The following is a 22,292-nucleotide window of genomic DNA, read 5'->3' on the forward strand; positions in this document are numbered from 1 at the left end:
AACACGGGTGATTTCTGGTTCTGATGACAATACTGTGAAGGTGTGGAATTTAGAGACTGGGGAGGAACAGTTCACTCTCTTAGGTCATAGTAGTTTTGTACGAGCAGTATCAGTAACAGCAGACGGAACACGGGTGATTTCTGGTTCTTGGGACAATACTGTGAAGGTGTGGAATTTAGAGACAGGGGAGGAAATAGCTACTTTTATTGGTGATAGTTCATTTTCTTCCTGTGCAGTTGCACCAAATGGGTTAACAATTATTGCGGGTGACCCTTCGGGAAGGGTGCATTTTTTAAAGTTGGAAAATCCGGGAGCATGAAATGATGAATTTATCACCCAGACCACCAACTATGAATAATGCCATAGTTAATCACCAAGAATTTGCAGCAATAATTCACCAAAAAAGCGCGAATTTTCTCGGTCGTGATTTCGTGTTTACTGCGATTAATAATTTTCTCAATCGCTACAACCGGGGTTATTTCACTATTATCGGTCTACCCGGTAGCGGTAAAAGTGCCATTATTGCTCAATATATTAATCAAACAATCTCCCAGAAAATCGCCAGGTAATTTATTACAACGCAGAACTAGAGGGGAAAAATCAGGCTGAAGAATTTCTGAAATATATATGTTCTCAAATTATCGCCACTTTTCAAAATATCTCTCTGCCAAATTTACCCGACAACGCAACAGAAGGGAGTTGGTTTTTATCTTTGCTTCTCCAACAAATCAGCGACAGTTTACAACCAAATCAACCAAATCAAAAATTAATTAGGGCTTGCTGAATAAACCGAAAACCTAGATAGATTAAGAGTTTCCCGGTTAAAAAAGTGAATTAGGTGCAAGGAATAAGGATTGAAACCTCTCTCCTTCTCATTCTTCCTCCTGACTCGGTGACTCCTGACTCGGTGACTCCTAGCCCTCACGAAAAGACTTTTTCAGCAAGCCCTATGTATTCTTTCCTAATTGTATTCATTAAGAATTGAAAATTATGCTTGTGAAAACAAATAAATCATTGTCACATATAGCAAGCAGTTACACTGATTAGAATTTTTAGGCGTGTTAGGTCTCATAGTAAATCTAAAAATTATGTTGTCATTGACACTCTCAGGGAGCCAAGCCACGCTCGTTTCCCACTTACCGCGAGGTCTTATGAGTGGTGAGACACCTTTGATTAATTTTCTCAGATAGTTTAGGATATGGCAGAAATTACAGCGATGTAGATTCAGTTACTATGATCGCAATATTACAACTTTTTTCTAGATATAGTTCGCAAAAACTTATACTAACCATCATCCCTGTGCGTTATTGTGCTGATTTTTAAAGAAAACTCTAGTCCGAATAGACATACCTATAGAGCCTTGAATAAGCTACTTTTGACAGGGAAATCTGTGAGGGTTATGGCTTGTCTCCTCCCCTTATTCATCTGGTGGGGGTGCAAGGCAGTACAAAACCAATTTGTACAACCACAAGCAATATTAGTTTTAGGCGGTTCTACCCGCTTACTAGAAAGAGAAAAGTTTACAGCCAAATTAGCCCACCAATATCCAAATATACCCATTTGGATTTCTGGGGGCAGTCCACCTCAGCATACTAAAAAAATATTTGCTAATGCAGGAATTGATCCCCGGCGTTTAAACTTGGACTATGAAGCTGTAGACACGGTTACTAATTTTACTACTACAGTGGATGAATTACAATCTCGTGGCATCAAAAGTGTTTATTTAATTACATCTGACTTTCATATGCGTCGTGCTTGCATCGTTGGTGAAATTGTTTTAGGTAGTCGAGGCATGAATTTTAAACCCCTATCAGTTCCTTCAGAAAATTCACCAGAACCGATTGAAAAATCTCTTAGGGATGGTGCTAGGGCAGTTATTTGGGTAGCCACAGGTTATACAGGTGCTAATTATGCTAATAAAAATAAACCCTAATACATGAGAACAGAATGAAAAATCAAAAATTTTCAATTGTTCCCAATTCCCAATATCACCACAATTTGATACCCTAGCTTAAACAGTTTTGAGAAAAGTTAAAGCGTGGAAATTCAACTTGGGCGGGGAAAAGTGGCGCGTCGAGCCTATGGAATTGATGAAATTGCTTTAGTCCCTGGTAACAGAACTCTCGATCCGAGTTTAACTGATACCAAGTGGAAAATTGGCAATATTGAGCGAGAAATCCCCATTATTGCCAGTGCAATGGATGGTGTCGTTGATGTAAAAACGGCTGTTCGCTTGTCCCAATTGGGGGCATTGGGAGTAATTAATTTAGAAGGCATCCAAACTCGCTATGCTGACCCCGAACCGATTTTAGATCGGATTGCCTCTGTCGGCAAAGAAGAATTTGTCAGTCTGATGCAAGAATTGTATGCTGAACCAATAAGGCCGGAATTAATTGAAAAACGTATTCAGGAAATTAAACAACAAGGCGGTATTGCGGCAGTTAGCACAACTCCAGCCGGGGCAAGCAAATATGGTGAAATTTTAGCTAAAGCTGGAGCAGATTTATTTTTTATCCAAGCTACAGTAGTTTCTACTAATCACCTATCACCAGAATCTATCACTCCCCTTGATTTAGCGGAGTTTTGTCGTTCTATGCCCATCCCTGTGGCATTAGGAAATTGCGTTACCTATGAAGTCACCTTGGAGTTGATGAAAGCTGGTGCAGCTGCGGTTTTAGTGGGTATTGGACCTGGTGCTGCTTGTACTTCCCGTGGAGTGCTGGGTGTAGGCGTACCCCAAGCTACAGCGATCGCTGATTGTACAGCCGCTAGAGACGATTATTATCGGGAAACTGGGAAATATATCCCTATCATCGCTGACGGTGGTTTAATCACCGGAGGAGACATCTGTAAATGTATCGCCTGTGGTGCTGACGCTGTAATGATTGGCTCTCCATTTGCCAGAGCCGCCCAAGCCCCTGGGCGTGGTTATCACTGGGGTATGGCAACTCCCAGCCCGATATTACCGCGAGGGACTCGGATTCGCGTAGGTACAACTGGAACTCTAGAACAAATACTCACAGGTCCAGCCGGCTTGGATGATGGTACTCATAATCTTTTAGGAGCTTTAAAGACTAGTATGGGAACTTTAGGCGCTAAAAACATTAAGGAAATGCAGCAAGTTGAAGTTGTCATTGCTCCTTCTCTACTGACCGAAGGTAAGGTTTACCAAAAAGCCCAACAGTTAGGTATGGGTAAATAACTCATTCGTGTCATTGGTCAGTGGTCAGTGGTCGGTGGTCAGTGGTCGGTGGTCAGTGGGTCATCGTTAAGGGTTTTCTGCTGACAACGGACAACGGACAACGGACAACTAACAACTAACAACTGTACGGGCGAAGCATTTGGAGAACTATTTTTGGCAATGACCGATAATTTATCTTCCAAATGCTTCGCCCCGGCAATGACCGATAATTTATCTTCCAAATGCTTCGCCCCTACTAACAACTAACAACTGACAACTGACAACTAACAACTGACAACTAACAACAACTTTGAGAATCACTGGAAAAATCACATATCTAGCCTACAATAGAGGTGGCGGAGACAAATGTTTCCGTTCACTCCTCACACCACATTCCGCCCGGACTAATGTTCGGGCGGTTCCTTATGGTCTGCATTAGTTTTCTAGTTTTTTTGCAAATGTATATCCTTTATCTCTAAGAGGATGTTTTTGCTATGGTAGAATTTTCACCAAGCTCAGAAATATCATAGGCAAAGGTTTTTAGGTATGTCAGCAGCAGAACAAGTTACAGATTCTACATTTGAGCAAGAAGTCCTCAAGAGCGAAGTTCCCGTATTAGTTGATTTTTGGGCTCCTTGGTGTGGTCCATGTCGTATGGTAGCTCCTGTTGTCGAAGAAATTGCCGAGCAGTACGAAGGACAAATTAAGGTTGTGAAAGTCAATACTGATGAAAATCCGAATATTGCTAGTCAGTACGGTATTCGCAGTATTCCTACATTAATGATTTTCAAAGGTGGAGACAAGGTAGATATGGTTGTCGGTGCTGTACCTAAAACCACTTTAGCTAACACTTTGGAAAAGTATCTTTGAAGCTCAATAGACAACAAACTCTCCTTGAGTTATTCATTTACAAGATCAATTACAGGACGAAAATGTTGCTTTGCCTATATTTCTTAAATAATAGAAAAAGCCTGGTTTCAGTAACACTTTCGGACATTTCCGTTGTGATTGTTAGTCAAATAAAGCTTAGTTACTGAGAAGCCTGTATTGTAATAATTACGGTCAATATAGGAAATATCATGTAAAATAACGTAAGTTGCTAGTACGGTGAGGCAAAAGTCAAAAAGCATATTACATCAGCCCTTTAGGGATTTTTAATTATTGTTAGTTGACCTACCCTTTACTGTATTAGCAACTTTGGTTAAAATATAATGCCATTATTGCGGCAGTAAGTATGACCTCTGAAGCGTCCTTTTCTTCATTAGATTCTCTTCAAGCGGATATTGCGGAATTAATAGACCGTTTACCGACACTAAAACATCGGCAATTTATTCAGCAGTCCCTATCTACAATTCTGCGTCTTGCTGATAGTGATATTGAACGTCTTGATTGGAAAATATTATCTGCTGCTTTAGCAGATATGGAATGTGGTTTCCAGTTATTTTATAACTACCGTCATGTGCGGAAAATTACTATTTTCGGTTCAGCGCGTCTAGCACCAGATACACCAGCATATCAAATGGCTCTGCAATTTAGTCGGGCTGTTTCTGCACTAGGATTTATGATTATGACAGGTGGTGGTGGTGGGATTATGCAAGCTGGTCAAGAAGGCGCTGGGAGGGAAAATTCCTTTGGTTTAAATATTCAGTTACCTTTTGAGCAACAAGCTAACCCAGTTATTGAAGGTGATGCTAAACTAATTAATTTTAAATACTTCTTTACTCGCAAGTTATTTCTTCTGAAAGAAAGTGATGCTGTGGCTTTATTTCCTGGTGGTTTTGGCACTCAAGATGAGGCTTTTGAATGTATGACATTGAGCCAAACAGGTAAATTTGGTCCAGTTCCTTTGGTGTTAATTGATCAACCAGGGGGTGATTATTGGCGTTCTTGGAGTCAATATATTGATGAGAAATTGGTAAAAACAGGGCTTGTTAGTCCAGATGATCCGAGTTTGTACACTATTACAGATAATCTTGAAGTTGCCTGTAATGCTATTACTGGATTTTACCGAGTTTATCATTCTAGTCGTTATGTTGGTGACAAGTTGGTGATCCGGTTGCAAGAAGATTTATCAGATGCTCAAGTAGAATTACTTAATACTCAGTTCCGTGATATTTTGCTGACAGGTGAAATTGTGAAAAGCCAAGCATTACCACAGGAAGAACAAGATGAAACATCTAATTTGCCTCGGTTAGTTTTAAATTTTAATCAACGAGATCTAGGGCGTTTATATCAAATGATTGGGGTAATTAATCAGGTGGGTGTTCCCACTCCAGAGGAATTGGCACATCCAGAAAGAAAGTAACCTCTACCAAGTTATTAATTAGCCAAAATATTTTATTCCTAATACATGAAACTTGCACTATGGGAATACCTGTGCTATTTTTCTGCAATGCTAGGGTTGTTCGCGTTAGGGTTGCGGAGCAATCAGCATTAAATCAAACAAATCCGTTGGGTTGCGCTGTCGCTTAACCCAACCTACGAAAAATGGATAAGGTATTGCATAAGTAATAATTTTGGGAGAAACTTAACTCTGTTGACTCGGTGAATTATTACTTTGTTATGACTCAATACTGATAAATATAATCAGGCTCGTATATTGGTATAAGTTGCTAGAAAAAGAGGGAATTAAAAGTTAAAAATAGTCTCACAATATAGCTTACGCTTACGAAATTAAAGAAAACTCTTACCAATTAACCAATACAGGAATTTAAATATGCTGGAATTATTAGGATCAGGTTTGTTTTCTCTATGGCTAGAAATGGCTAAGGTGCCAATTCAACCCTTAGAAGCCTTGAGTGTCTTGGCTTGGCAAGGTAGCTCTAACTTGATTCTTGTCCCTGATCCCAGCCCAGCAGGTGCTATTACAGTCCAAGAATATCTCAAGGGTTTAATCACATCAAAATTAATTGACCAAACTCTCATGTCCTCTCAGGGGATTTGGTTGCAGTCGGGACCAATGCTAATGGCTAATCATCAAGGGACTGTACCTTTATCCGCTGCTTCCTTAACTAAAGTTGCTACTTCGTTGGTAGCTTTTAAAGCTTGGGGACCCAATCACCAATTTGAGACTTTAGTTAGTAGCACTGGACCGTTAGTAAATGGGGTGGTGCAGGGTGATTTGGTGATTACTGGTAGTGGTGACCCGATGTTTGTGGGGGAGGAAGCGATCGCTCTGGGAAATACTCTGAATAAAATAGGTATTAAGCAAGTTAAGGGAAATCTGGTAATTACTGGGGCTTTTGCCATGAATTTCCAACGTCATCCCCTGCTTGCCGGTCAATTACTCAAACAAGCACTAAATCACCAAACTTGGTCGCGTTCTGTGGTTTTCCAATACTCAATTATGCCCAAAGGAACACCTAAACCCCAAGTGATTATTGCTGGTAATATTAAAGTAGACCCTCAACCTAAAGTTGGGCAAACTTTACTGGTGCGTCATCTTTCCTTACCTTTGCAAAAAATCATTAAGGAAATGAATGTTTTTAGTAATAACGATATTGCGGAAATGTTAGCCGATTCTGTGGGAGGGGCAGATGTAGTTAGCACCACAGCATCCCAACTTGCTAGATTCCCAAAGTCAGAAATTCTCTTGATTAATGGTTCTGGTTTAGGGAAAGAAAATCGAATCTCTCCCAGAGGTGTTTGTGCTATGTTCATGGCATTGCAACGGGAAGCTAGTTCCTATCAGTTGACTTTGGCTGATTTATTTCCCACCTCTGGACTAGACCACCGAGGGACAATACATTCTCGACATATGCCAAAAGCAACTGTGATGAAAACCGGTACTCTCAATGATGTTAGTGCTTTAGCTGGAGTTGTCCCCACACGCGATCGCGGTTTGGTGTGGTTTACAATTATCAATCGTGGTGGAAATGTATCAGCTTTTCGGACTGAACAAGATAAACTTCTCCAACATTTAGAAAAAGAATTAGAAGTATCTACTGATATTCCGGCTACCCTCACACCTCATTTAGATAATTCTTTACCAAAATTTGGTGCAGCCAATCGCAATGAAGTTTTGTATAAAGGCTAGTTGTCAGTTGTCAGTTGTCAGTAGGGGCGAAGCATTTGGAAGATAAATTATCGGTCATTGCCAAAAATAGTTCTCCAAATGCTTCGCCTTGTCAGTTGTCAGGAAGAAGGGAGAAGAAGAAGATAATTTCTCCCCTACTCCCCCTACTCCCCCTACTCCCCCTACTCCCCTACTCCCCCTACTCCCCCTACTCCCCCTACTCCCCTACTCCCCCTACTCCCCCTACCTTCCTTCCTGGGGGATAATTTCTGTTACCACTCTGCGTCCAGAATTACCACCTTTGACAACAATATTTTCTGTTTCTAAATTACCGACGGCTGTTTCCCCTTGGAAAGTTAATTTTGGTTCAATTTGACGATAAACGATATTTCCCTGCGCTTCTAACAATTTTTTATCTAAATACCAAGTAAGTTGATTTGATTTTAAAGACTGACGACGTTGCCCAACTGCATTCACATTACCAGTGAGATATACCTTATTTTCTGGTATTTTCATTTGTCCCTGATTAGCAGTGACAGTGACATTTTCAGCAGATTGGAATATCCGAATGGGAGAATTTGTGGTGATATTTTCTTTCTTAATATTCCAGGTAATTGAGTTACTAATAATTTGTATCAATGGATCTAATAACTCTAATTTTGCCTGTGGTTGGAGAATGGCAATTTGAGTTTTTAAATTAATTTCTGCTGCATTACCGTTACCACGTCCAGTGATTTTGTTATCCTTATATCTTTCTATTTGGATTGGGCGATCGCTAAATAATTTCTCCTCCTTAATATGCCACATTAAATGATCAGTTCGCATTTGCAACTGTGGATCTGTGGATTTTGCGAATACTCCCCCTGAAAATTCTACCCGTTGTTCACGAGTTTTGATCTTTGCTTCTTGAGCTACAGCTTGTAATTGTTTATGACTACCATTTAACTGATTGCGAACAATCAATAAATCTTCTTGAGGTCGCCATTCTAACTCATTACCTTGGAAAACAATCCCATTGCGGGGATCGGTAGCTACAATTTTACCTTTAAGAAAAAGTTGCTTACCATCTTGCTTAATATCAGCCTTATCTGCTTTAATTTGGTAGACAACTTTTCCATCTTGGTAAAGTTCTCCTTGAGGACTTTCTGCCTCACCAATTTGCTTATCTGTAGTGTATTTTGCTTCTTTGGCTTTAACTTTCCAAATTGGTTTCCCTACCTCATCAAACTGTTCTAAAGCCACACCGAAGAAAGTTAACTTAGTGTCATCCTCCTTTGGAGATGGATTATCAGTTTTTGATTGAGTTGGTGATGGATTACCGCAAGCAGACAAGCATAAACCTAAACACAAGATCAAAGGCAGATAAAACAAATTAGTTGGTAATCGCAACCCAAAAAATGAATAAAAGTGGGGAGAATGATTTTTAGATCCCCTTTGATGTTTTGCATCTTGTCTTCTATTCTCCCTACCTTGTGCATATTGCATTATTCTGGAACTTCTAAATGTCTGTGATTATCTCGATGATCGTCTAAAAAGCCCATACTAGACAATGGCCGATATGGATAACTTTGACGGGGAGTTTTTTGGATATCTTCTTTGATAGCTTCTAAATCAATATAGCGATCGCTCACATTAATTAAACTATCACTAGTCATAGAACGCAAACTCACCACCTCTACCCTCACACCACGATAGCTCACAGAATTGACAGCATAAGCCAAATCGCCGTCACCGCTGACTAAAACTGCGGTATCATAGGAATCGCACAATGCCATCATATCAACAGCTATTTCTACATCTAAGTTAGCTTTTTTAGAGCCATCTGGTAATTGCACCAAATCCTTAGCAATCACTCGATAACCATTGCGACGCATCCATAACAAAAAGCCCTGTTGCTTCTCATTTGTCCGATCTACACCTGTGTAGAAAAAAGCGCGTAACAGCCTTGATCCACCAGTTAAACGGCACAATAACTTAGTATAATCAATTTCGATTCCCAGTTGAAGCGCCGCATAAAATAAGTTTGAGCCATCAATAAAGATAGCCACCCGACCCCGATTTTCCAAAACTTGTTCTGGCGTAAATATTGAGTCGTTTTCAAAATTGTTCAACATTATTGTCATACCTTGTGTTGTTATCCCTGTGATGATAGAAATTTCTAACTATCTGCTTATTAGAGTTGCTAATGATAAGAATTCAGGAGTTCAGAAGGCAAGAGGCAAGAGGCAAGAGCCAAGAGGCAAGAGTAAAGATCAATATTGTTCTTTATTCCCTGTTCCCTGTTCCCTGCTCCCTGTTCCCTGTTCCCTGTTCCCTGTTCCCCGAATTCTTTGGTTTTTTAAGAAATTCGCAGTTCCCAAAATTAATCTTTTATTTTGATGTTTCTATCCGTTTAAAAACTGGTTTTGGTGTTCCCAATATTTGTTGATCGGATAATATTCCCCAGGTTGAGTGGGTACAAAAAGGAGCTAAAATTGCACTTTCTTTTTGTTCATTAAAATTGATCCCCCAGCCTAATTGCTGATAAATATCACTGCTGATATTAGGAATAATTGGGGATAGAAGATAAGCTGCTAATCTTACAGATTCCAGAACCGCATATAGCACCGCTTCCACTTCTTCCTGTTTACCTTGTTTATATAATGACCAAGGGGCTTGATCATCTATAAATTTATTACTGGCTTGCACCAGAGATAAAACATAGTGACAGGCTTCATTAAAAGCTAATGCTGTGTATGCTTGTTTCACCTTCTCTCCCAACTGTAACCCTATCGCTTTCAAAGGATTTTCCGATGGAATATCTGAATGGCTAATGGACGGTACTTGACTAGCGCAGTATTTCTTCACCATGTTTAAAGTCCGATTTAACAAATTACCTAAATCATTCGCTAAATCTGCATTCAAAACATTAATGAACCTAATTTCATTAAAATCGCCATCCTTCCCAAATTCGATTTCCTTAAGGAAGTAATAACGAACGGCATCACTACCATAATTTTCCACCAAAGCGATAGGATCAAGAGTATTACCTAAAGTCTTGCCCATTTTTTGACCATCTTTAGTTAAAAAACCATGTCCAAATACCCTGTCTGGTAAAGGTAATCCCGCTGACATCAACATTGCTGGCCAGTACACAGCATGAAAGCGTAAAATATCTTTACCAATCAAGTGCAGATTAATCGGCCACCATGTTTGTAAAGCATTAGCTAAGGTTGGTTCTGCATCTGGTTCTAACAATGCTGTAACATAACCTAGCAAAGCATCAAACCATACATATAATGTATGTTGAGAATCCACAGGTACGGGAAAACCCCAATCAAGATTTACCCGCGAAATCGAAAAATCCTGTAAACCTTGGGTGACAAAATTGAAAACTTCATTTCGTCTGCTGACAGGTTGGATAAAATCTGGGTGAGATTGATAAAATTCCTCCAACTGAGTTTGATATTTAGACAAGCGGAAGAAATAGTTCTGCTCATCTCGCCACTCTACTTGTTTGTTAGTATGAATGGGACAGTGTTTATCTGCGAGTAAATCCCGTTCTTCCTTAAACTCTTCACAGGAAACGCAGTACCAACCCTTTTGTTCTCCTTGGTAAATATCGCCATTTTCCCAAACCCGCTGGAAGAACTCTTTAACTATGGCTTGGTGACGGGGTGCTGTAGTTCGACTAAAGCGGTCATATTGAATATCGAGTAAATCCCACAATCTGACAAAACTGGGGACAATTTCATCACAAAAATCCTGTGGTGGTTTTCCTAAACTCGCTGCTGAACGCTGAATTTTTTGACCATGTTCATCTGTACCTGTAATTAGTAGCACCTGATGCCCCTGCAAGCGATTAAATCTGGCTACTACATCCGCTGCTATAGTTGTATAAGCACTGCCAATATGGGGGACATCATTGACATAGTATAGTGGTGTGGTCAGTGCAAAAGTCTTTTCTGTTTTATTCACAAGATTCATGGACAATAAAAGCAAATTATTATTAATCAGTTTTCTCTATTAATAATCTAGATTATCTAGACAAAACTACGCAATTATATAACATTGCTACTGTTTTTTTCAAACTCCTTCTGGATGATAACAAGTTTATGGACTGAAGAATTGTTTAATTACTTCTATAAATTCACCTGATTTCTGGCCAAATCAGCGAAAGTATTTACTAATTAATAATCATGGTAAAACCTGTTTCTTGCATTGGTAGTTACAGGGAATACACTAACTGAAACTCTAGCGATATAAATAATTGTGTGGATATAATTCCCATATCAGATTCTCCCAGTAATAGTTGACAAAACTGTTAAGCATTAAGCATTAAGCTAACAGCTTTAAAGGTGAAAATACAGAAAATTAACCATAATTTCCTGGGTGTAAGCTGTAACTTCCAGAAAATAAATATTTCCTTTTCTTTGTTATTCCTGCTTTTGGCTGACTGCTGATAGTTGAATACAGCACCAATCTGATACTATTGCCAGTGAGGAGGATTTAACGCTTTCACATACTTATATATGATGAATACAAATCGCCATAAATTCTGTAATCATGGTTTCAGAGTGGGTTATTTTTTATGTGGAAAGGTTGATTTTAGACAAAGCAAAAAGGATAAAAATTTCGTCACAATCCCTATCTGGATAACGGAAAGGGTAAAGTTAAAGATAGAGTAGACAAATAAAAATCAGCAAAATGCCAGCAGTTGATCCTCAACCTTGTTTTTTAACTCCAAAACCAGTACAATCAAATTCCCCGTTATTCATCTATTTACCAGGAATGGATGGGAGTGGTGAATTATTGCAAACCCAAATCTCTGAATTAGCCTCTTGTTTAGATATTCGCTGCTTGGCTATACCCAAAAACTATCTTGCGACTTGGGACGTTTTAGCAAGGAATGTTTTGGACTTGATTCACGCTGAATTGGAAACAAGCTGTCAACGCCCAATATACCTATGTGGTGAATCTTTTGGTGGTTGTTTAGCAATGCAAGTCGCAATTCAATCACCGCAGTTATTTAAACGGATTATTTTAATTAATCCCGCTTCATCTTTGCACCAGCAATTCTGGTTTAATTGGATATCCCAGATGACTCAGTTTGTGCCATCATCCCTATTTAATCTGGGTGCATTAGGGTTATTACCGTTTCTGGCATCATTAGCACGGATTTCTCAAAGCGATCGCTATAGACTGCTTACAGCTATGCGTTCCCTGCCCTCAGCAACGGTAAACTGGCGTTTATCATTGCTGCGAGATTTCCACGTTGATAAAAACGATTTACAACGGCTAACACAAGAAATTTTACTCATTGGGAGTGGTAGCGATCTTTTATTACCTTCCGTCAGTGAAATCGCCAGATTAGCGGATATATTACCAAATAATCGGACATTTCTCCTCCCAAATAGCGGTCATGCTTGTTTACTCGAGAAAGATGTGAATCTCTATCAAATTCTCAAAGATAACGATTTTTTAGAATTTAATATTAATACACCAAAATTTATCACATCAACAGCAAGTTCCATGATCACCAAGTCTATGTGAAGCTTAATTACGTTACTATAGGGGCAATTCATGTACCTGGCTTCCTGAAGAAATTGCCCCTATAATCTGTAATTACTATCGGTGGGTTTTCCCACTTCCCACAGTATTCTGTAAGATCCGTTTGCCTTTGGGAGATGAATACTCAGTATCTTTAGAGGTTTGTATTGCCTCTTTGACAAGAGTAGCTAGTTCTTGTAACTGGTTAATCGCTTCTGCGCCTTCTAATTTCATTAATTCCCGATCATCACGCATTTCTGTCCAAGTAATTCCATAGTCGGATACTAAAAAGCGAATTAGATGGTTGTCTCCTAAGCTGACCATAAAGGATGCACTGTTCATCTGATTGCCGCAAGTATAGCAGGAAGCAGGATAACCATGCCGTTCTAGTACAACCGCTAGGGCTTGCAAATTCATTACCAAATCTTGAACAAATTGTCTATGTTCGTTTGCTAGTCTTAAAAACACTTGTCCCTCCAGACACCACGGTCAGTTGAGTTTATTTTATATTTTCTTTAGATTTTCTCATAAACTGGCATTGTAGAATAGTATCCACAATTTTTAGCGGTTTATGAGTTCGTTAATTAGTTAACTTGTTTAGGTTAGTGGATAATGATTCTTTAAGCAGTATCAAACTATTCAATTTTTCAGGTACTTATAGCAAACACAGGTACTAAAATTTACATTTTGTTTTCCCCGATCTGTCGGAATTGTACTTGATAAAATTGAGACGTTTTTAGCCTAACTTAAATCCACTCATAGTCAAGTTCGTTAAATCTATGTATTGAACTATCACAGACGATATAAAGCTGAATTGAGATGATTTATTCACTCTAGCGCTTATTTTCGTTGCTTGTGTTTTTGTCTCCATTTCAAACAAAACTCATATCATATAACATAGATGAGATTAACGCAACTAGTAAACATACTTAGTTAATACATTAATTTTAATATATATTTTGATACCCTCCGTAATACTGCTCCTAGCATTACAGAAGCTGATTTGATTATTTGAAGAACTATAGAAATTCTAAATTTTGCCAAAGCAAATATTGATTGTTTATAAATTGAGGTCATTTTGTCTGATAGCGTAGCGTGGCGTAAGCCATATCAGGATAACCAGTATGAAAGGATTTACAGGATAATTTTACTCACAATATTCTTAGTTATTAATACTTTGAGGATGAATAATGGTAATTTCTGGAACAGCTATAAAATCTTTGGGGTTTAAAGTTAAAATATGGCTGATATTATGAGCAAGCATCACTGCTAATATGTGTATATCGTGAGTGCGTTTACCAGAAATATTATATGTTGTTACTAAGTTCAACCAAATAGAAAATACATCTGGTGTTTCTTCTAATAAATCAAATTGATTTATTAGCATTTGTACTGCTTGAGTAGTTTGTTCTATATTCCATCCTAAGCCATTAACGTTAACAGGACGAGTTGCAACAACCCAAAATTCAATAATTACTTGAGAGGTAATAAAACATTGACCACCTCGTAATAAAATTTCAGAAATAGTATTCCGTATCAGGTTGTATTCCAGAGATTGAAAATTTGCAAATCTAAGAATAATATTGGTATCAAGTAAATAGCTTTTCATATTCCTCTATCATCATAAATATTTTCTCGACGCAGTGCTTCATCTGATAGTGTAATACTACTTTGAGGAAATTGAGATAACCATTCTTGAAATTGTGCTACTTTTTCCTCTGATGTTAAATTTTGCTGTTCTGCTGAGGGAATTATATTTCTGTGAGAAAGTTTAGATAAAAAAAGTTTTTGATCTTCGGGAGTTAATTTGGAAACAATTTCTACAAGGGAGTCAACAAGTTGTACATTCATAATTATTTATGTCATTTACTAGGTTATAGGCAATATTGTACTGTATTTTAATTATAAACTCTAAACTGTCTGAATCAGGATATCCAGGATTTAAGGATTTATAGGATTGTTATTTGATGATTAATGACTCAGTTTATAATTTTTTGTCAGAATCAGGATAACCAGGATTAAAGGATTGACAGGATTGTTATTTGATGGTTGATGACGATTTACTTAATAGACATCTGGTGAAAATTAAATATGCGTGACTTACAACCCTTGTAGAGAAGTTCCATGGAACGTCTCTACATTCTTTTCTGGAGATGTCTAATATTTTGTCTGAATCAGGATAACCAGGATTAAAGGATTTACAGGATTGTTATTTGATGATTACTAGACATAAATGATGTATTGATTATTACAGTAATTTTATACAAATTAACCTTTTGTCTGAATCAGGATAACCAGGATTATAGGATTTACAGGATGGTTATTTGATGATTACTAGAGGTAAATGATGTATTGATTATTACAGTAATTTCATAAAAATTAACCTTTCTCTATCCTAATCATCAACAACTCACCAATAATCAAACAATCACATCCTGTACATCCTCAAATCCTGGACATCCTGATTCTGACAACCACAACATTCACCACACAACAAACAATCATCCAAAAACATCCTGTACATCCTTAAATCCTGGACATCCTGATTCAGACAATAATATGCTATTTTATATACAGCATACATGAAACCAACCATTAACCAATCATGAATAATCCACAACAACCGCGAGAATACGATGCTGTGCTTGGTGGTAATAGTCCATCACTAGAAGGTGCTGCTGTTTTAGGTGGTATTGAAGGGGTAAAATTGCGGTTGCAAAATCCAGATGCACAGTTAAGAATTGCTGCACTTGAGCAAGCTTTGAATTATGGAGAACAGGGCTTAGATTTAGTAATTGCAAGTTTAAAGAATGAATCTTGGGATATTCAAAATGCGGCTTATTTAATATTAAATAAAAGAACAGAACCAAGAATTCAGCAAATATTACAAGATCCTGATAAACTAGGTTTAAAACTAGAACAAATCGAAGTAGTCACAGTCGTCGACGAATTTGACGACGAATTTGACGACGAATTTGACGAATTTATCTTCAAATCCGATAAAGTCGGCGAATTTCAATATGAAATCGGCGAATATCAATTTATTATTCACCGTCAGCCGCGTATAGCTAGATATTTTATGGAAGATTTGGGTAATGGTGTTACCTTGGAAATGGCTGTAATTCCTGGTGGTACTTTTATGATGGGTTCACCGGAAAATGAAGAGGGAAGAAGTGATAATGAAAGTCCCCAGCATCAAGTGACAGTTCCTAGTTTCTTTATGGGAAAATATCCAGTAACACAGGCACAATATCAAGCTATTATGGGAACTAACCCTTCTTTTTTTAAAGGTAGTAATCGCCCTGTTGAATGCGTTAGTTGGAATGATGCGGTTAAATTCTGTAAACTGTTAAGCGAAAGAACAGGAAAAACCTACAGATTACCTAGTGAAGCTGAATGGGAATATGCTTGTAGAGCCGGAACTACCACACCATTTCACTTTGGAGAGACAATTACAACGCATTTGGCTAACTATCATTACGATAATGGTAACGATAGTTATACTTATGGCGTTGGGAACGATAGTTATATTTATGGCAATGGGATTGAAGGAATTACAACAGTAGTAGGCAGCTTTGGAGTAACTAACAATTTTGGATTATATGATATGCACGGCAATGTATCGGAGTGGTGTCAAGATAATTGGCATAGTAATTATAAAGGTGCGCCTACAGATGGAAGCGCATGGTTAAATAATATTATATCAAGTAGTGATGAATATCTGATGCGCGGTGGTTCGTGGCTTTTCGGTTCTCTTACTTGCCGTTCTGCTTATCGCGACAGCAACTTCCTCGACGACGGCAACAATATCGGTTTTCGGGTTGTATGTAGTGGTGCGGTGGGGACTTAGTATCACTATGCGCTTTTACCCTCTTGCTCTTTTCTTGTCTTACCTTCCTCCCTTGCGTAGCGATAATTTTTTTGTCTGAATCAGGATATCCAGGATTAAAGGATGGACAGGATTGTAATTTGATGGTTGATAGATGAGATTCATATATTTATTCTTCCATCTCACTTCATAAATATTCAGTTTTCTCCAGACTAATCATCAACAACTAACCAATAATCAAACAATCACATCCTATACATCCTCAAATCCTGGACATCCTGATTCAGACAATAATCTTCCATCTCACTTCATCAATATTCACTTTTCTCCATACTAATCATCAACAACTAACCAATAATTAAACAATCACATCCCGTACATCCTCAAATCCTGGTCATCCTGATTCTGACATTTATTTTCTTCTTTGCAACTTTGCGCGAAATAAAAACCCGAATAAACTAACAACTAATCCCCCTATTTATACATAATGAATAACCCCCATCAACAACTACTCCAACAAATAGACCTAATGCTTCGCGCCCGCTATCCCCTACTATATATAGTCGGAGTCGAAGAAGAACCAATAGAACAAGTCCTCCAACAACTCACCCAAATATCCCAGACACCACGACAACTATTATTATGGGATATCGTCACCGGTTGGGATGACAACGGAACTGATAAAGGTTCAGTCATGGGTGCATTATCAAGAATTACCAAAACCCCAGAAAATACAACCACAATATTTGTATTGCGAGACATCCATTTTATCCTCAAAAACCCCGAAACAGAAAAAAATGCTCCCGTAATTCGGGCTATCAAAAACCTCACCCGTCAACTCAAACGCACACGCCAAACCCTCATTCTCACCAGTCATACATTAACCATACCTCCAGAACTACAAGAAGAAATTACAGTAATTGATTTTCCCTTACCCAACATCGAAGAAATAGATTATTTAATTCAGCAATTAATAGTCCCCGAAAAACTTAACTTAAATGGACTAGGAAAAGAACAATTAATCAAAGCCTGTCAAGGATTAAGTCGCGCCAGAATTAGAAGAGTTTTAGCCGCCGCTTTAGCAGCCAAAGGACAAGTCAACGAAACAGATATTGATAGAGTTTTAGAAGAGAAAAAACAAGCAGTTCGCCAAACCGGAATCTTAGAATTTTACACCGCCAATGAATCATTAAAAAACGTCGGCGGTTTAGAAAATCTTAAACAGTGGGTGCGAATGCGTCAAGATGCTTTTACCGAAGAAGCACGACGTTATGGAATACCCAACCCCAAAGGCGTTTTATTAGTAGGAATCCAAGGAACAGGAAAATCATTATCAGCCAAAACTATCGCCCATGAATGGCGTTTACCATTGTTACGTTTAGACGTGGGCAGATTATTTGGGGGAATAGCCTGACGGAACCGAGATTATCCTTTCCACACTTGATGAGCTTTCTAGCAAAACAGCAAGAACAGGAGATTTAGTTAACTTGCGGGTTGATGAAGATGTAATTGTAGAAGGTAAAGCAGTAATAACAGCAGGAACGCGAGCTCGTGCTGAAATTGCTGAAGCACAAAAATCAGGATTATTTGGTCGAAAAGGAAAACTTTCTCTCAAAATTTTGTCAACCTCAGCAGTAGACGGCACGAAGATATCATTGCTGGCAGGGCGAAATAGCGAAGGTGGTGGAAACGTAGGAGTCAGTATCGCTGTATTCGCCCTTGTCAGTCCACTTGGTTTTTTTATTAAAGGTAGTAATGCAATCATTCCTGTTGGTACAAAGATCCGAGCAATTATAGATGGCAAAACAAAAATTCGGATATCTCAATGATACTCCCAGCCAAGAAATAGCGGTGCGGGGCGAAGCCCTATTTCTTGGTTTTATATGCCTATTTTTTTAGTGGGAAGGGAGTAGGTGTCAACTTAGGCTACAGATACTTCGACAAGCTCAGTACAAGTGGCTTATTTGTTTGGCTTCCACACCCGCCAGGGAATAAATTCCCTGTCTCATAGCTCAAGTCCGTTAAAATGGACTAATAAATTTTCCTAATGTTTAGTCATCAAAAGACAAATTTTGCTATTAGACTGGGAATTTATTCCCAGTTTAATGTTTATTAAATCAGGTAATAATATTATATTAGGTGAAGGTGTGAGAAGTCAAAGATTAGGACTTTCTCAAAGTTATCCTCCTGAACGGTTATTTAAAAAGTTTAAACGCGATTTAGCTGGAGATTATCAACCACCAGCAATCCAAATTGATGGGATAAATTATAATGCTATTTCTGTTTCTGAGTTGTTTATCCAAACTATTTGGACGGAAATAAAAAGGCAAAATATCCAACCTAGTCATTTAATTTTTACTGTTCCTGTTGGTGCTTTTGAACGTTATTTAGATTGGTTTCGAGATTTGGGGACAAAATTAAATGTTCCTCAAGTATCAGTTATAGATGAATCTACAGCAGCAGCTTTAGGATATGCTGTAAAACGCCCTGGTAAGTTAATTTTAGTAGTAGATTTTGGTGGGGTAACTCTCGATTTGAGTTTGGTTAAAACTATGACTAATTCTCATGAAAATAACAGTTTACGCGCTGAGGTTTTAGCTAAGTCGGAAGCCTATGTAGGTGGGGAAGATATTGATGTTTGGATAGTTGATGATTATTTGCATTCTCAAAATTTAACCCCGGAACAAGTTGGGAAAATTGGTTATCAAAATTTATTAGAAATTGCGGAAAGGTTAAAAATTCAATTATCAAAAAATAAATCTGTGGCTGAAAGTTGGTTTGATGATGAATCCTTTATGTCTTATGAATTAAAAATTAATCGTGAAAAGTTAGAGGAGATTTTAGAATATAGACAATTTTTACAACAGTTACGAGATACCTTAGATGAAGTTTTAGCTTCTGCTTTGCGAAAGGGTATTAGTAAAAATGATATTGAACAGGTTTTGTTAGTAGGAGGAAGTTGTTTAATTCCCGCAGTTCAACAATTAATTATTTCCTATTTTGGTAAAAATAAAGTAAAATTAGATAAGCCCTTTGATGCTGTATGTCATGGTGCATTAGCAATAACGCAGATTACTGAAATAGATGATTTTCTCCGTCATAGTTACGCGATTCGTTTATGGGAAAATTATAGCAAAAGTTATATTTATCATCGCTTATTTACCAAAGGTGAAAAATATCCTTGTCAACGTCAAGAATGGTTAAATCTGCAAGTTGCAAATAATGGACAAAAAGAGATTCGTTTAGATATTGGTGAATTAGGTGATATGTCACAAACAGAAATTGCGTTTGATGCTTCGGGAAGAATGACTTCTAGCACTCTCCAACATCAAGAAAGTTACCATTCCTTAGATAATCAAAATCAACAGGTTTGTGTGGCAAAACTTAACCCACTAGGTGAAGCGGGAATGGATAGAATATCGGTATTATTTGAGGTAGATTCTCGACGGATTTTATTAGCAACTGTGAAGGATTTATTGACGGGAAAAGTTTTAATTAATAGGGGAGAAATTTATAAGTTGAGATAAATAAAATAATACAATACAATACAAGTGTTCCTATGATAAAAAATGCAATGCTTCTATAATTTTAATCATATCTATAATGATTTAATTATATTGCTACTTAACTTTTTTGACAAGATCAATTACTATTGATGGTTGCGTAGTCCAAAACAAATCAATTTTATAAAACTTGCATTTGTGAGACAATTTCTCTGTTGAATTAAAAATAATTGTTAAATCTATGAGCAATCAAGGTTCTATTCCCGTTATCATTAACGGTGCTGCTGGTAAAATGGGACGTGAGGTAATTAAAGCAGTAGCCCAAGCGTCTGATTTGATTTTAATGGGTGCAATTGACACAACTCCCGAACATCAAGGTAAAGATGCTGGGGAATTAGCGGGTTTAAGTGAACCCTTGGAAGTACCAATTACCAATCAATTAGAGCCAATGTTGGGGTATGTAGCTGGGGAAAGACAGATGCAACCGGGGGTATTAGTTGATTTTACCCATCCTGATGCAGTTTATAATAATATTCGCAGTGCGATCGCCTATGGAATTCGTCCAGTGGTGGGAACTACAGGTTTAAGTCCCGCACAACTCGAAGAATTAGCTGATTTTGCGGAAAAAGCCAGTACCGGTTGTTTGATTATTCCTAACTTTTCCATTGGTATGGTACTCCTCCAAGAAGCCGCTGTGAGAGCTTCCCAGTATTTTGATCATGTAGAAATTATCGAACTCCATCATAACCAAAAAGCGGATGCTCCTAGCGGTACAGCCATTCAAACCGCTCAACTATTAGGTGAAATGGGTAAAACCTTTAACACTGCTATTGTGGAAGAAACGGAGAAAATAGCCGGAGCTAGAGGCAGTTTAGCAGACGAAGGGATTAGAATTCATAGTATCCGCTTACCGGGACTCATTGCCCACCAAGAAGTGATTTTCGGCGCAGCAGGGCAAATTTACACCTTACGTCATGATACCAGCGATCGCGCCTGTTATATGCCAGGAGTATTATTAGCCATCCGCAAAGTTAATCAGCTAAAGTCATTAGTATATGGATTAGAAAAAATACTTTAAAAGCAAGGAGTCAGGAGTCAGGAGTCAGGAGTCAGAATAATAATAAATATAGAGAGAAGTGAAATTTTCTCAACCTCATCAAAGTTGACTCCAAAAGCCATTATTATCTTGACTTCCATATTCTCTATTCTGAATCCTTACCTTGAAAATTGCGATTTTTCCATCTCCAAGCCAAAAGCCAAAAATATGATCGTTCCCCTAACTCGCCAAAAATTTGAACAAATCATTCCCCTGGTTGCCTCTGGACCACAATATAAATACTATTGGGGAAAGTTAAGCAATTTTGTGCAGCGGATACTAATTTCCGTAGTTACCCTAGCTGTGCTATTGCTCATGCAATTCTTGTTTAGATTGGAATTTGGGTTAATCTTCTTTTTTGGAGTATTTGGTGCTTTCTTTTGGCTTTGGTATCCCGTATTTCAAGCAAGTATCCGCAATGGAAAATGCCGCCGTTATAAATACAGTGGCTTTTTCCGGGGACGAGTGCTAGACTGGTGGATTACAGATAAGTTAATGGGCAAACAGGAAACCGTTAACGGCAAAGGTGAGTTAGTCATCATCGAAAACCGTGAAAAGCGGATTAACTTAGAAATAGGTGACGACACAGGATTTAGTGTGGAGTTTGAAGCCCCATTACGCAACGCCCACAAAGTCATTTCTCGCGGTCAAATAGCTGAAATGGTGGTCATGTCAAATAGCCCTGATTTAAGCACAATTGAAGAATTCAGCGATATATATATTCCTAGTCGTGATCTATGGGTAAGTGATTATCCTTATGTACGCAAGGACTTTTTTAATGAAGTTAGTATCCGCTTACGTGCAAACCAGGAAAGAAAACCCCGCCGCCGTTCACCGAAGACATAGGGATAGGGAATAGAGTTTAATCTCAGGGGATAAGCATAAGTTGGAAAAGTCAGATAAGTTCACCGGGAAACTTCTGGCTTTTCTGGCTTGTTTTATGCTATATAATTAACTAATTCTCCAAAATATACTTAAATTATGAGTGATTTACAAAGTCAAAATCCACTGAATGCTAACGCTAATCTCGTCGGTATTGGCATGGATAATCAACTATGGACAAGAAAAAATTACTTAACCAGTAATTGGGAACATATACCCAATAGTGGCTTGGTTTTGGCGATTACCTTTATGCCTGA

Annotated in this window: 20 protein-coding genes and 2 pseudogenes; 15 read left to right on the forward strand and 7 right to left on the reverse strand. The window is 38.1% G+C overall.

Features of this window, described 5'->3' with window-relative positions; genetic code table 11:
- The 4 genes and pseudogenes from AN490_RS02725 to AN490_RS02740 all read left to right on the forward strand — a co-directional run.
- A pseudogene (locus tag AN490_RS02725) lies at positions 1 to 319 on the forward strand (hypothetical protein); the annotation flags it as partial.
- A 1-nt stretch (position 320) separates the two neighbouring features.
- Positions 321 to 569, forward strand: coding sequence for a hypothetical protein (locus AN490_RS22855; protein ID WP_366925009.1), 249 nt, complete (start codon positions 321 to 323; stop codon positions 567 to 569).
- An 830-nt stretch (positions 570 to 1,399) separates the two neighbouring features.
- Positions 1,400 to 1,933: a YdcF family protein gene (locus tag AN490_RS02735; protein WP_299999702.1), complete on the forward strand. Its 534-nt coding sequence runs from the start codon at positions 1,400 to 1,402 to the stop codon at positions 1,931 to 1,933.
- A gap of 105 nt (positions 1,934 to 2,038) precedes the next feature.
- Positions 2,039 to 3,202 (forward strand): GuaB3 family IMP dehydrogenase-related protein, encoded by a 1,164-nt coding sequence (locus tag AN490_RS02740; protein ID WP_299999704.1) that lies wholly within the window; start codon positions 2,039 to 2,041, stop codon positions 3,200 to 3,202.
- A gap of 38 nt (positions 3,203 to 3,240) precedes the next feature.
- On the opposite strand, the gene AN490_RS02745 is transcribed toward AN490_RS02740, so the two are convergent.
- A complete protein-coding gene (locus AN490_RS02745) occupies positions 3,241 to 3,444 on the reverse strand; it encodes a hypothetical protein (protein WP_299999706.1) in 204 nt (67 codons plus the stop codon).
- 262 nt (positions 3,445 to 3,706) lie between these two features.
- Between AN490_RS02745 and trxA the strand changes: the two are divergent.
- From trxA to AN490_RS02765, 4 genes and pseudogenes are all read left to right on the forward strand, one after another.
- Positions 3,707 to 4,051, forward strand: a pseudogene (trxA, locus tag AN490_RS02750) (thioredoxin); the annotation flags it as partial.
- 364 nt (positions 4,052 to 4,415) lie between these two features.
- Complete coding sequence (locus tag AN490_RS02755; protein WP_299999708.1) at positions 4,416 to 5,486, forward strand: LOG family protein; 1,071 nt, start codon at positions 4,416 to 4,418, stop codon at positions 5,484 to 5,486.
- A gap of 411 nt (positions 5,487 to 5,897) precedes the next feature.
- A complete protein-coding gene (locus AN490_RS02760) occupies positions 5,898 to 7,217 on the forward strand; it encodes a D-alanyl-D-alanine carboxypeptidase (protein WP_299999710.1) in 1,320 nt (439 codons plus the stop codon).
- Positions 7,218 to 7,231: 14 nt separating this feature from the next.
- Complete coding sequence (locus tag AN490_RS02765) at positions 7,232 to 7,462, forward strand: hypothetical protein (RefSeq protein WP_299999712.1); 231 nt, start codon at positions 7,232 to 7,234, stop codon at positions 7,460 to 7,462.
- Here the strand turns inward: AN490_RS02765 and lptC are convergent.
- The 3 genes from lptC to metG form a co-directional block, all read right to left on the reverse strand.
- The gene (gene lptC, locus AN490_RS02770; protein ID WP_174783124.1) at positions 7,440 to 8,681 is read right to left on the reverse strand and encodes an LPS export ABC transporter periplasmic protein LptC; all 1,242 of its coding nucleotides are present in this window, start codon (positions 8,679 to 8,681) and stop codon (positions 7,440 to 7,442) included. The two genes, AN490_RS02765 and lptC, sit on opposite strands and share 23 nt — an antisense overlap.
- The gene (locus tag AN490_RS02775; RefSeq protein WP_041457738.1) at positions 8,681 to 9,310 is read right to left on the reverse strand and encodes an NYN domain-containing protein; all 630 of its coding nucleotides are present in this window, start codon (positions 9,308 to 9,310) and stop codon (positions 8,681 to 8,683) included. Before AN490_RS02775 ends, lptC begins: the two co-directional genes overlap by 1 nt.
- A gap of 256 nt (positions 9,311 to 9,566) precedes the next feature.
- Positions 9,567 to 11,162, reverse strand: coding sequence for a methionine--tRNA ligase (metG, locus tag AN490_RS02780; RefSeq protein WP_168650626.1), 1,596 nt, complete (start codon positions 11,160 to 11,162; stop codon positions 9,567 to 9,569).
- Between the two features lie 720 nt (positions 11,163 to 11,882).
- Between metG and AN490_RS02785 the strand changes: the two genes are divergently transcribed.
- Entirely contained in the window at positions 11,883 to 12,728 is an 846-nt protein-coding gene (locus tag AN490_RS02785) for an alpha/beta hydrolase (RefSeq protein WP_213716901.1), read from the forward strand.
- A 75-nt stretch (positions 12,729 to 12,803) separates the two neighbouring features.
- On the opposite strand, the gene AN490_RS02790 is transcribed toward AN490_RS02785, so the two are convergent.
- From AN490_RS02790 to AN490_RS02800, 3 genes are all read right to left on the reverse strand, one after another.
- Positions 12,804 to 13,193: a DUF1815 family protein gene (locus AN490_RS02790; RefSeq protein ID WP_299999721.1), complete on the reverse strand. Its 390-nt coding sequence runs from the start codon at positions 13,191 to 13,193 to the stop codon at positions 12,804 to 12,806.
- A gap of 694 nt (positions 13,194 to 13,887) precedes the next feature.
- Positions 13,888 to 14,334, reverse strand: coding sequence for a type II toxin-antitoxin system VapC family toxin (locus AN490_RS02795; RefSeq protein WP_299999723.1), 447 nt, complete (start codon positions 14,332 to 14,334; stop codon positions 13,888 to 13,890).
- Complete coding sequence (locus tag AN490_RS02800; protein ID WP_299999725.1) at positions 14,331 to 14,576, reverse strand: hypothetical protein; 246 nt, start codon at positions 14,574 to 14,576, stop codon at positions 14,331 to 14,333. The genes AN490_RS02795 and AN490_RS02800 overlap by 4 nt, the downstream gene beginning before the upstream one ends.
- 754 nt (positions 14,577 to 15,330) lie before the next feature.
- On the opposite strand from AN490_RS02800, the gene AN490_RS22860 reads away from it, so the two are divergent.
- From AN490_RS22860 to AN490_RS02830, 6 genes are all read left to right on the forward strand, one after another.
- Positions 15,331 to 16,575: an SUMF1/EgtB/PvdO family nonheme iron enzyme gene (locus AN490_RS22860; protein WP_366925010.1), complete on the forward strand. Its 1,245-nt coding sequence runs from the start codon at positions 15,331 to 15,333 to the stop codon at positions 16,573 to 16,575.
- Between the two features lie 466 nt (positions 16,576 to 17,041).
- Complete coding sequence (locus tag AN490_RS02810; RefSeq protein WP_299999728.1) at positions 17,042 to 17,968, forward strand: AAA family ATPase; 927 nt, start codon at positions 17,042 to 17,044, stop codon at positions 17,966 to 17,968.
- A 73-nt stretch (positions 17,969 to 18,041) separates the two neighbouring features.
- Complete coding sequence (locus AN490_RS02815) at positions 18,042 to 18,383, forward strand: hypothetical protein (protein ID WP_299999730.1); 342 nt, start codon at positions 18,042 to 18,044, stop codon at positions 18,381 to 18,383.
- A 243-nt stretch (positions 18,384 to 18,626) separates the two neighbouring features.
- Positions 18,627 to 20,081 (forward strand): Hsp70 family protein, encoded by a 1,455-nt coding sequence (locus AN490_RS02820; protein WP_299999733.1) that lies wholly within the window; start codon positions 18,627 to 18,629, stop codon positions 20,079 to 20,081.
- A 217-nt stretch (positions 20,082 to 20,298) separates the two neighbouring features.
- Positions 20,299 to 21,135: a 4-hydroxy-tetrahydrodipicolinate reductase gene (gene dapB, locus AN490_RS02825; RefSeq protein WP_299999735.1), complete on the forward strand. Its 837-nt coding sequence runs from the start codon at positions 20,299 to 20,301 to the stop codon at positions 21,133 to 21,135.
- 186 nt (positions 21,136 to 21,321) lie between these two features.
- On the forward strand, positions 21,322 to 21,999 hold the full coding sequence (locus AN490_RS02830; RefSeq protein WP_299999737.1) for a phosphate ABC transporter permease: 678 nt from the start codon (positions 21,322 to 21,324) through the stop codon (positions 21,997 to 21,999).
- Positions 22,000 to 22,292 lie beyond the last annotated feature (293 nt).

Origin of the sequence: Anabaena sp. AL09, assembly GCF_001672255.1 — a bacterium.
In the GTDB taxonomy this organism is placed as follows: Bacteria; Cyanobacteriota; Cyanobacteriia; order Cyanobacteriales; family Nostocaceae; genus Dolichospermum; species Dolichospermum lemmermannii.

Excerpts from the sequence above, each read along its gene's own strand:
- AN490_RS22855 (WP_366925009.1), top strand. The coding sequence starts at position 321 with ATGATGAATTTATCACCCAGACCACCAACTATGAATAATGCCATAGTT.
- AN490_RS02735 (WP_299999702.1), top strand. The coding sequence starts at position 1,400 with ATGGCTTGTCTCCTCCCCTTATTCATCTGGTGGGGGTGCAAGGCAGTA.
- AN490_RS02755 (WP_299999708.1), top strand. The coding sequence starts at position 4,416 with ATGACCTCTGAAGCGTCCTTTTCTTCATTAGATTCTCTTCAAGCGGAT.
- AN490_RS02760 (WP_299999710.1), top strand. The coding sequence starts at position 5,898 with ATGCTGGAATTATTAGGATCAGGTTTGTTTTCTCTATGGCTAGAAATG.
- lptC (WP_174783124.1), bottom strand. The coding sequence starts at position 8,681 with ATGCAATATGCACAAGGTAGGGAGAATAGAAGACAAGATGCAAAACAT.
- AN490_RS02775 (WP_041457738.1), bottom strand. The coding sequence starts at position 9,310 with ATGTTGAACAATTTTGAAAACGACTCAATATTTACGCCAGAACAAGTT.
- metG (WP_168650626.1), bottom strand. The coding sequence starts at position 11,162 with ATGAATCTTGTGAATAAAACAGAAAAGACTTTTGCACTGACCACACCA.
- AN490_RS02785 (WP_213716901.1), top strand. The coding sequence starts at position 11,883 with ATGCCAGCAGTTGATCCTCAACCTTGTTTTTTAACTCCAAAACCAGTA.
- AN490_RS02795 (WP_299999723.1), bottom strand. The coding sequence starts at position 14,334 with ATGAAAAGCTATTTACTTGATACCAATATTATTCTTAGATTTGCAAAT.
- AN490_RS02800 (WP_299999725.1), bottom strand. The coding sequence starts at position 14,576 with ATGAATGTACAACTTGTTGACTCCCTTGTAGAAATTGTTTCCAAATTA.
- AN490_RS22860 (WP_366925010.1), top strand. The coding sequence starts at position 15,331 with ATGAATAATCCACAACAACCGCGAGAATACGATGCTGTGCTTGGTGGT.
- AN490_RS02810 (WP_299999728.1), top strand. The coding sequence starts at position 17,042 with ATGAATAACCCCCATCAACAACTACTCCAACAAATAGACCTAATGCTT.
- dapB (WP_299999735.1), top strand. The coding sequence starts at position 20,299 with ATGAGCAATCAAGGTTCTATTCCCGTTATCATTAACGGTGCTGCTGGT.
- AN490_RS02830 (WP_299999737.1), top strand. The coding sequence starts at position 21,322 with ATGATCGTTCCCCTAACTCGCCAAAAATTTGAACAAATCATTCCCCTG.